Here is an 8,797-nt window from a genome sequence, read left to right on the forward strand (position 1 = left end):
AGCCGTCCAGTGCCGTGTCCCGGCATAGCGCACCGTGCCGGCGGGCGCAGCTTAGGATCGACCCGCCTTGCCGGCGGGCAGCCCCCGTGACTCAGCCTGCCCTGTGACTCAGCCCGCCTTGTCGGCGGGCACGACGAAGCTGTCCATCACCTTCTTGCTGCCGGAATGGTCGAAGTCGATCTCCAGCTTGTCCTCCGACACGCCGACCACGGTGCCGTAGCCGAATTTCTGGTGGAAGACCCGCGCGCCCTTGGCGAAGGGCGCATCGGGCCGCGGCCGCGGCGCCACCGCATAGGCGCCCTGGTCCAGCGTGATCGTCTTGGGCGCCGGCGCCTGGCGGGTGGAGCCGCGGAACTGGAAGCCGCCGCCGAAACCGCCCGCCGACCCGCCGGCCCCGTAAGCCCCTGCCCCGCCAGCGAAACCGCCGCGCCCGCCGCTGCCGGCGAACAGGCCGTTGGCCGCCTCGGCCTCCACATTGTCCTGCGGGATCTCCTCGACGAAGCGGGATGGGACGGCGCTGACCCAGTTGCCGTAGAGCCGGCGGTTGGCGGCATGGCTGACATAGGCGCGGCGGCGCGCGCGGGTCAGGCCGACATAGGCCAGCCGCCGCTCCTCCTCCAGCCCGGCGATGCCGGTCTCGTCCAGCGCGCGCTGGTTGGGGAACACGCCCTCCTCCCAGCCCGGCAGGAAGACGTGGTCGAACTCCAGCCCCTTGGCGCCGTGCAGGGTCATCACCGTGACCTGCTCGATGCCGGCGGCCTCGGCATTCTCCATCACCAGCGCGACGTGTTCCAGGAAGCCCGGCAGGTTCTCGAACTCCGCCATGGCGGTGATCAGTTCCTTCAGGTTCTCCAGCCGGCCGGGAGCCTCCGGCGTCTTGTCCTCCTGCCACATGCGGGTGTAGCCGGACTCGTCCAGGACGGTGCGGGCAAGCTCGGTGTGCGGCACCGTCGCCATCAGCGTCCGCCAACGGAAGAAGTCCTGCAACAGCCCGCGCAGGGTGGCGCGCAGCTTCGGCTTCAGCTCGTCCGTTTCGGTCAGCGCCCAGCCGGCTTCGGTCAGCGACAGCCCCCGGGCGCGAGCGGCGGTGTAGAGGCTCTGCATCGCCGCCGGACCGACGCCGCGCTTGGGCAGATTGACGATGCGTTCGAAGGCCAGATCGTCGTCGCCGGAATTGACGACGCGGAAATAGGCCAGCGCGTCGCGGATTTCCTGCCGCTCGTAGAAGCGCGGGCCGCCCAGCACCTTGTAGGGCAGGCCGAGCGTGATGAAGCGTTCTTCGAACTCGCGGGTCTGGAAGCCGGCGCGGACCAGCACGGCGATCTGCGCCAGGGAGGTGCCCTTGCGCTGGAGAGTCTCGATCTCCTCGCCGACCCAGCGCGCCTCCTCCTCGCCGTCCCACACCGCCTTGACCTTGACCCGCTCGCCGCCGTCGGCCTCGGTCCACAGCGTCTTGCCCAACCGGCCCTGGTTGTTGGCGATCAGACCGGAGGCCGCCGCCAGGATATGGCCGGTGGAGCGGTAATTCTGCTCCAGCTTGACGATGGTGGCGCCGGGGAAATCGGTCTCGAAGCGCAGGATGTTGCCGATCTCAGCTCCACGCCAAGCGTAGATCGACTGATCCTCGTCACCCACGCAGCAGATGTTCTTGTGCGCCTGAGACAGTATTCTAAGCCACAGATACTGCGCGACGTTGGTATCCTGATACTCGTCGACCAGCAGATATTTGAACTTGCGGTGATATTCCGCCAGCACGTCCGGATGGTTCTGGAAGATGGCGAGGTTGTGCAGCAGCAGATCGCCGAAATCGCAGGCGTTCAGGGTGCGCAGGCGCTCCTGATAGGCCCGGTAGATCGCCACCACACGGCCGCCCGCCACATCGCCGCCGTCGGCGTCGCCGAGCCGGTCGGGGGTCAGGCCGCGGTCTTTCCAGCGCTCAATGGCGCCCAGCACCTGACGGGGTGGCCACTTCTTGGAATCGATGTTCTCGGCTTGCAGCAGCTGCTTGATCAGGCGGACCTGATCGTCGGTGTCGAGGATGGTGAAGTTCGACTTCAGCCCGACCAGCTCGGCATGGCGGCGCAGGATGCGGGCGGCCAGCGCATGGAAAGTGCCGAGCCACCAGCCCTCAGGCTCGATCCCCATCAGATGGCCGACACGCTCGCGCATCTCGCGGGCGGCCTTGTTGGTGAAGGTCACCGCCAGGATCTGGAAGGCGGCGGCGCGGCGCGTCATCAGCAGATGGGCCAGCCGGGTGGTCAGCACCCGCGTCTTGCCGGTTCCGGCGCCGGCCAGCACCAGGACCGGTCCGTCCAGAGCCTCGACCGCCGCCCGCTGTGTCGGGTTGAGCCCGTCCAGATAGGCGAAGCGCTGCGCTGCCGCCGGAAATCCCGAAGCGGGACCGGCGGCGGGAGCGGCGTGGCTCAACGGATCATCATCATAAGCGTCTGACATGGCGTCCCGGCCTGGGGATGGACGAAAGGGAATGGACGGAAAAATCGGCGGAAGCGTGCGAATGCTCTGTCGCGGCTGGAACGTATACAGCACAGAGCGCCCCGGCACGACCCCCGTCGATGGCGGCATACCCCGCCCGGCGACGGAGAGCGGCACGGCCACGCTTATGCCTAATGGCAAATTTCCGGGATATAGGACTCCAACCATCGGGCGATGACGTAGTTCTGCCCGGCCGAGGCCCTTCGTCGCGGAAGTCACCCGACACTATCGTTCAGTGTCCTTACGAAGTCACGGCATGACCGTTAACGATTTCCCCTTTTCTGTCACAGACAGTTATTCCACCTGACCAGGGCTGGCTGCATTATGTCCTCATCTTGTCTTATGCGGGCTTACGGCATATGCCCATTGCTCGACGCGAAATTTACCTAAGCGAAATTTTGCGCGGCGCAAATCGGGGGTATCTATGGATCACAAGGAGGCACCCCCGAACCCTGAGGGGGAGCGGACCGGACGCAGGAGCGGAAGGTCGGGGATGCCTCCGAAGCGCCACCCGGCGCCACTTTGATCGGAACGGAACAAAAGGCGGGCTTGGACCATGGATGCCATCAACGTTTTCCTCATCGATGCCAACAAGCTTTTCCGTGAGGGCATGAAGCGTCTGTTCGAAGGCACCCCCTTCAACGTCGTCGGCGAGGCCGGCAGCCTGCGCGAGGGCCTGTCGACGCTCGGCACCGGCCAGAACCCGGACCTGATCCTCATCGACCTGCCGAGCGGCGCCGACGAGGAAGTCGAAGCGATGCGCAGCCTGCGCGAGGCTCACCCGTCGATCCGGATCGTCATTCTGACCAACGATCTGGAAACCCGCCGCCTGTCGGCCGCGCTCGGCGCCGGTGCCGGCGGCTACCTGCTGAAGGACATCGCCTGCGAGGCGCTGATGCAGTCGCTGAAGCTGGTGATGATGGGCGAGAAGGTGTTCCCGACCCACCTCGCCGAACTGCTGGTCAGCGGCCGCACCGAGGACATGGGCGCCGAGCTGCCGACCCGACGCAAGGGCCTGTCGCAGCGTGAGGTGCAGATCCTGCGCTGCCTGCTGAACGGCAACAGCAACAAGATGATCGCCAACCACCTGAGCATCACGGAAGCCACCGTGAAGGTTCACCTGAAGAGCCTGCTGCGCAAGATCAACGCCTCCAACCGCACCCAGGCCGCCATCTGGGCGCTGAACAACGGCATCGGCGATCAGGCCGCCGAAACCGGCGTCGCCGCCACCGTCTGATTGCCGCCCGATCCGACGGATCGGCATACCGCTCTGCCGAATGGCCCCGCCCGCCTTCCGTCCCGGCCGTCCGCCCCTTCCATCCGGGGCAGGCGGCCGGCGGAGCGGGACGTTGCCTTTTGCAGCGCTTTTCCGTTCCGCAGGCCGTCCGGACAGCCCCCAGCCAAGACCCATGGCCGGCGAAGACGGCAGGCATAGAGGAAGCGGTCTAAGACCAAAAGCGAACTACAGCGTGAGAATGGACGTGCTTATGTGAACTGCGGGCCGATGACGCCATCCCGGTGTGAGATCGCCGCAACCTTCTGGAAATGCCCGCGATGAACGTGCTGATCGCCGACGATCACCTGCTGTTCCGAGACGGTCTGCGCCGACTCCTGGCGCAATTCGACGCCGACATGACGTTTTTCGAGGCGAGCACCTATGACGAGGTGCGGGCGCTCTGCGACGGCACCAGACCGTTCGACCTGATCCTGCTCGATCTGGGGATGCCCGGCTGGACCGGCTTCTCGGCGCTGGGCGACATTCATGTCAACCTGCCGAAGGCGCTTCTGGTGGTGGTGTCCGGGTCGGAAAAGCGGTCCGACCTGCTGGCGGCCCTGGAAAACGGCGCTGCCGGCTATATCCCGAAATCTTCCAGCGCCAAGGTCCTGCTGGGCGCCCTGCAGCTGGTGCTCGCCGGTGGAATCTATCTTCCCGAACAGGCCATCCGCGGCGCCGACCGTGTCGAACAGACGCATGGCGGCTATGGCGGGCACGGTTCCGGCGAGGCGATGGACGACAATGCCGGGATGGCCAATGCCAACGGCGACCAATTGACGCCACGTCAGCGCGATGTCCTCGCCCGGCTGCGCGACGGCAAGTCGAACAAGCAGATCGCCCATGAGCTGGGGCTGACGGAGGGCACGGTGAAGGTCCATGTCACCGCCATCCTGCGGCACCTCGGCGTCCGCAACCGCACCCAGGCAGCGCTGACCGCCCAGAGCCTGTAAGAAACTCCCTTACCGCTGCGCCCGCTCTACGGCGGAGACCAGCGCCAGCAGGGCGCCGCGCAGTTCGGTCGCATGGGTGCGCGGGCGGATGGCGGCGGCGTCGGACACGGCGACGACCGTCAGGGTGCGGCACCCCGTCAGCCCGCTTTCGAGCCGCATAAACAGTCCGGCCGGGTCGCTGCCCTGGATCAGGGTCACCGGCACCCGCACCGCCGGCAGTTCGGATTCAAGGTCCCCGAGATCACCCGTCGGCATCGTCGGCAACGGCCGGCCGAAACAGGCGGCCAGCGCGTTCCAGCGCCGGCGCATCGGCGATTCGGCGCCGACATCGTCGACGATCATCACGCCGCCGACCTGTTCCGGAAAATCCAGCGCCGCGGCGATGGCGAGCGGCGCCGTCACCGCACCGGCGACCAGAACCGGCCGGCGCCCGCCACGCTCCACCAGCAGCGGGGAGAGCATCGCCGCTCCGGCGGCGGCCGGCACGGTCAGCCATTCCTGGCCCGCCGGAACATGGTCCAGCAGGCGCCACCACGCCCCCTTGCCGGGATGAAGGAAGATCACCCGCCGCCCGGACGGATCGCCGGCGCGGTCGGCCGTGCGGTCGCCGACCCAGGCAGCACCCACCCCGTCCGCGGTCAGACCGTTCACCGGACAGCGGGCGGCGTCTGCCCGTCCGGCGCGGACGGTGGAAGGCTGGGTGTGAAAGAACACGGTCGGGTCCCCGATGGTGGCGTTCCGCGATGGGACCGTCCCACCGCCGAACCCAACCGTAACGAAGCCGAACCGAAGTCGTCCCGTTCGATAAATCGGGCAAAACCCTGAAAAGGGGCCAAAACCCCACCCTGCCCGCAAAAGGTTTCAGCCACCGTCGAAACACGACAAAAGCAAAGCAAATTCCATGACTTGCCGGCCGGCTCCCGGCCGTTTTCGATCACAGGCGGTCGGCCTGCCGATCACCGGCCCAATCACCGGCCGGGACAAACGGCCATGGCGACCGGTCAATGCAGCGTCACCTCCTCCCCTTCGGGGTCGGGAGCGACCGCCAGGGGACGGCGCAGCTCGCCGACAAGGCTGCGCCACTCCGGCGCTCCACCCAGCTGTTGCAGCAACTGTGCGGTGAAGGCGAAGACCGCGGTTTCCAGCGGTCCGTTGTCCTCCGCATGGGCATTGACGGTCAGGCAGGATTCCGCTGCGCTCTCGAAGATGGCGGCGGCGGCGCTGGCACCCGGCCCGGGATCCGGCAGCGGGACGGCCTGCGGCTTCTCTCCGCTGACGCGCAGGCGCGACAGGTTGTCGGCCAGCAGGCGGGTGCGGATGGCGTTGTCGACGGCGGCGGCCATGGTGTAGCCGGCCTCTTCCTCGACGGTGGCGCGCAGAATGCGCAGACCCGCGATCAGCCCGCGGACCACATCGCCATTGCCGCCGCGCTTGGCCGCGGCCGCGACGGCGGTGCCGAGGATGGCGGCGACCACCGGCGAGAGCGATTCGCCCTCGCCCGGCACGTTCGGCGCGTCGGCGCCGGCGTCGGTGTTCAAAGCCTCGTTCATGCGGCCTCCGATCCGTGTGATCCGGAAGGCGGCCCGCCGGCGGTGCTGCCGGCAAAGGGCCCGTCCGGATGCGTCGTCATGATGCCTGATCAGGATCTGTGGACCGTACGGATCCGGTTCAAGGCATGGATGGCATGAGGCTCCCCCTCTTTCGCGCCGCCGGACGGGGTGCCCCATCTTCGCATCTGCCGATATCTGTCCGGCCCACCTCTAGGCGCGCCGTATGAGCGTCCCCACATCTGCGGCGAAAGGGAGGGTAACTGTCATGCCTCTGCTCAGTCTTCTCCTCAATCTGCTCTGGCTGGTCACGGGCGGCATCTGGATGGCGCTCGGCTGGGTTTTGGCCGCGGTCCTGATGGCCGTGTCCATCATCGGCCTGCCCTGGGCCCGCTCCGCCCTGACCATCGCCCATTACACCCTGCTCCCCTTTGGACAAACCGCCGTGCGCCGGGATGAGTTCCGCGGGCGCGAAGACATGGGCACCGGCGCGCTCGGCTTCATCGGCAACATCGTGTGGTTCGTGCTGGCCGGCTGGTGGCTGGCGCTCGGCCATCTGGTCGCGGCGGTGGGGCTCGCCATCACCATCATCGGCCTGCCCTTCGCCTGGGCGCATCTGAAGCTTGCGCTGCTGGCGCTGTGGCCGGTCGGAACCGAGATCGTGCCGTCGGACGGCGTCGAACGGCGGGTGACCGGCCGCATCTGATCCCCGCCTGCGGCATTTCCGACAATTTTATCGAAACCGCACGGTCACCCGCATTCCGGTGCGCAGGAGTCCCATGCCTCCCCCGTACTGCCTCTTGTGAGGCTATCCGTTGGAGAGTGCCATGTCGGTATCCATGGTGAGTGCGTCGGCCGTCGGCCAGACCTATCAGCGGCCGCAAGGGCCGGGTAAAGAGATCCGCGAGGGCGTCGACAGCCTGAAGAAGGCGGTGGAATCCGGCGACATGACCGCCGTCCAGTCCGCCTACGACTCCCTGTCGAAGCTGCAGTCCGACAAGCAGGGCAGCAGCAGCGGGTCAAGCACCAGCGCCAGCACCGGTAAGGACCCGCTGTCGAAGCTGCTGTCCAGCGTGGGAGAGGCGCTGAAGAGCGGTGACATCGGTCAGGTCCAGCAGGCGATGTCCAAGAACGGCCCGCCCAGCGGCGGTCCGGGCGGTGCCGGCGGCCCCGGTGGAGGTCCCGGCGGAGCGGGCGGCCCACCGCCGAACGGTCCGCCGCCGGGCGACGAGGGCGGGTCGGACGAGCTGCGCAGCACCGTCGGCAGCCTCGCCCAGTCCCTGCAATCCGGCGACGTGTCGGGCGCGCAGGACTCGCTGTCGGCTCTGTCGGACATGCTGAAGAGCGCCGCCGACAGCGACAGCGGGGACGACAGTGGCAGCGACAGCAGTTCCACCGACTTCCTGGGCACCCTGAAGAAAAATCTCAGCAGCCTGAGCAGTTCGCTCAGCTCCGGCGACCTCTCCGGCGCGCAGAGCCTGTTCGCCAGCCTGACGCCGCGCGGCTCGCAGGGCGTCGACATCACCGCCTGACCGGCTGGATCACGACAGGGCGGCGGCGGTCTCCGGTTCCGTCGCCTGCCCTGCCTTTTCCCGCGCCTTCATCGCCTTCAGCATGACCGAGGCGCGCCAGAACCCCAGCCCGGCCCCATCGACGAAATGCACATGACGATCGGCCGTCACGTCGCCGACCAGACAGGTGACGGTGGTCGCATCGGCCCGCGCGGTGCCGTAGCGGATCGAGCCGGCCTGCGCCGCCTGGGCCAGCAGCGCCTCGATGGCATCGGCCTCCCCCTCCGTCACGTCCAGCACCAGCCGCGGCCCGCCGGCCGATTTGCGAAAATCGGTGCGCTCCGCCATGTGGCGGCGGTAGCGCTGCGGATCGAAGTTGCCGAGCGACAGGCCCAGCCTCAGCAGCAGGACCAGCAGTCCCGACCCGGCCAGCGCCTTGAACACCCGGCGGACGCGCGTGCCCAGACTTGGCCCGAGACCGGCATCATCCCGGCCGCCGCGTGCCTCCATCAGCAGGGAGCGCCAGTCCGGCGGCCAGCGCGCCTCCAGCCGTTCCCCCACTCCCAGCGGGGCGGCGCCGGCGGTTGGCACGATGGCCTCGATGGCGCGCTGGACACGGGCAAGCTCCAGCAGCCCCGCGGCCCCCGGATCGACCGCATCGACGATCACGCACAGCACGGTTCCGCGCCGCGGCGGCACCGGGTTCCAGCGGCAGGAGACCGACTCCAGCCCGGGCAACGGCCCCTGCTGCGGCGGCAGGCGCCAGCGCGCATCCTCCTTCACCCAGGCATCGGCCGCCACCACCCCGGCACCCAGGAACAGGCCGAAGCTGTTGCTGTTGCCGACATCGTGCAGCGCCGCCATCACCTCCAGCCCCTGGTCGAGCAGAGCCTGCACAGGCACCAGCCCGACGCGCAGCGGCACGTCCATCACCTCCGCCGACCAGTGGGCAAGTGCGGACAGCGCCGCCCGCGCCCCGTCCTCCCGCCCCGGCGGCACCGCGGCGATGGCGCCATCGCC

Annotated in this window: 8 protein-coding genes; 4 read left to right on the top strand and 4 right to left on the bottom strand. The window is 68.2% G+C overall.

Annotated features, from left to right (window positions below; genetic code table 11):
- Positions 1 to 108: 108 nt before the first annotated feature.
- On the bottom strand, positions 109 to 2,454 hold the full coding sequence (locus tag VH569_RS33020; RefSeq protein ID WP_423321237.1) for an ATP-dependent helicase: 2,346 nt from the start codon (positions 2,452 to 2,454) through the stop codon (positions 109 to 111).
- Positions 2,455 to 3,049: 595 nt separating this feature from the next.
- Here VH569_RS33020 and VH569_RS33025 point away from each other — a divergent pair.
- Both VH569_RS33025 and VH569_RS33030 read left to right on the top strand, forming a co-directional pair.
- On the top strand, positions 3,050 to 3,730 hold the full coding sequence (locus VH569_RS33025) for a LuxR C-terminal-related transcriptional regulator (RefSeq protein ID WP_376956509.1): 681 nt from the start codon (positions 3,050 to 3,052) through the stop codon (positions 3,728 to 3,730).
- A gap of 317 nt (positions 3,731 to 4,047) precedes the next feature.
- Positions 4,048 to 4,719, top strand: coding sequence for a LuxR C-terminal-related transcriptional regulator (locus tag VH569_RS33030; RefSeq protein WP_391348806.1), 672 nt, complete (start codon positions 4,048 to 4,050; stop codon positions 4,717 to 4,719).
- Positions 4,720 to 4,728: 9 nt separating this feature from the next.
- Here VH569_RS33030 and VH569_RS33035 read toward each other — a convergent pair whose 3' ends face one another.
- Together VH569_RS33035 and VH569_RS33040 are read right to left on the bottom strand one after the other, a co-directional pair.
- Positions 4,729 to 5,433 (bottom strand): alpha/beta fold hydrolase, encoded by a 705-nt coding sequence (locus VH569_RS33035; RefSeq protein ID WP_423321240.1) that lies wholly within the window; start codon positions 5,431 to 5,433, stop codon positions 4,729 to 4,731.
- A gap of 287 nt (positions 5,434 to 5,720) precedes the next feature.
- On the bottom strand, positions 5,721 to 6,269 hold the full coding sequence (locus VH569_RS33040) for a hypothetical protein (RefSeq protein WP_423321242.1): 549 nt from the start codon (positions 6,267 to 6,269) through the stop codon (positions 5,721 to 5,723).
- Between the two features lie 265 nt (positions 6,270 to 6,534).
- Between VH569_RS33040 and VH569_RS33045 the strand changes: the two genes are divergently transcribed.
- Positions 6,535 to 6,972: a YccF domain-containing protein gene (locus tag VH569_RS33045; RefSeq protein WP_377809051.1), complete on the top strand. Its 438-nt coding sequence runs from the start codon at positions 6,535 to 6,537 to the stop codon at positions 6,970 to 6,972.
- Positions 6,973 to 7,093: 121 nt separating this feature from the next.
- Complete coding sequence (locus VH569_RS33050) at positions 7,094 to 7,798, top strand: hypothetical protein (protein ID WP_423321243.1); 705 nt, start codon at positions 7,094 to 7,096, stop codon at positions 7,796 to 7,798.
- Positions 7,799 to 7,807: 9 nt separating this feature from the next.
- Here VH569_RS33050 and VH569_RS33055 read toward each other — a convergent pair.
- A partial coding sequence (locus VH569_RS33055) for a DUF3095 family protein (protein ID WP_423321245.1) occupies positions 7,808 to 8,797 on the bottom strand: 990 nt, incomplete at its 5' end.

The organism is Azospirillum sp. 11R-A (assembly GCF_049472615.1).
Taxonomy (GTDB): domain Bacteria; phylum Pseudomonadota; class Alphaproteobacteria; order Azospirillales; family Azospirillaceae; genus Azospirillum; species Azospirillum palustre.

Coding starts and splice junctions, on each gene's coding strand:
- VH569_RS33045 (WP_377809051.1), top strand. CDS start 6,535: ATGCCTCTGCTCAGTCTTCTCCTCAATCTGCTCTGGCTGGTCACGGGC.
- VH569_RS33020 (WP_423321237.1), bottom strand. CDS start 2,454: ATGTCAGACGCTTATGATGATGATCCGTTGAGCCACGCCGCTCCCGCC.
- VH569_RS33050 (WP_423321243.1), top strand. CDS start 7,094: ATGTCGGTATCCATGGTGAGTGCGTCGGCCGTCGGCCAGACCTATCAG.
- VH569_RS33030 (WP_391348806.1), top strand. CDS start 4,048: ATGAACGTGCTGATCGCCGACGATCACCTGCTGTTCCGAGACGGTCTG.
- VH569_RS33040 (WP_423321242.1), bottom strand. CDS start 6,269: ATGAACGAGGCTTTGAACACCGACGCCGGCGCCGACGCGCCGAACGTG.
- VH569_RS33025 (WP_376956509.1), top strand. CDS start 3,050: ATGGATGCCATCAACGTTTTCCTCATCGATGCCAACAAGCTTTTCCGT.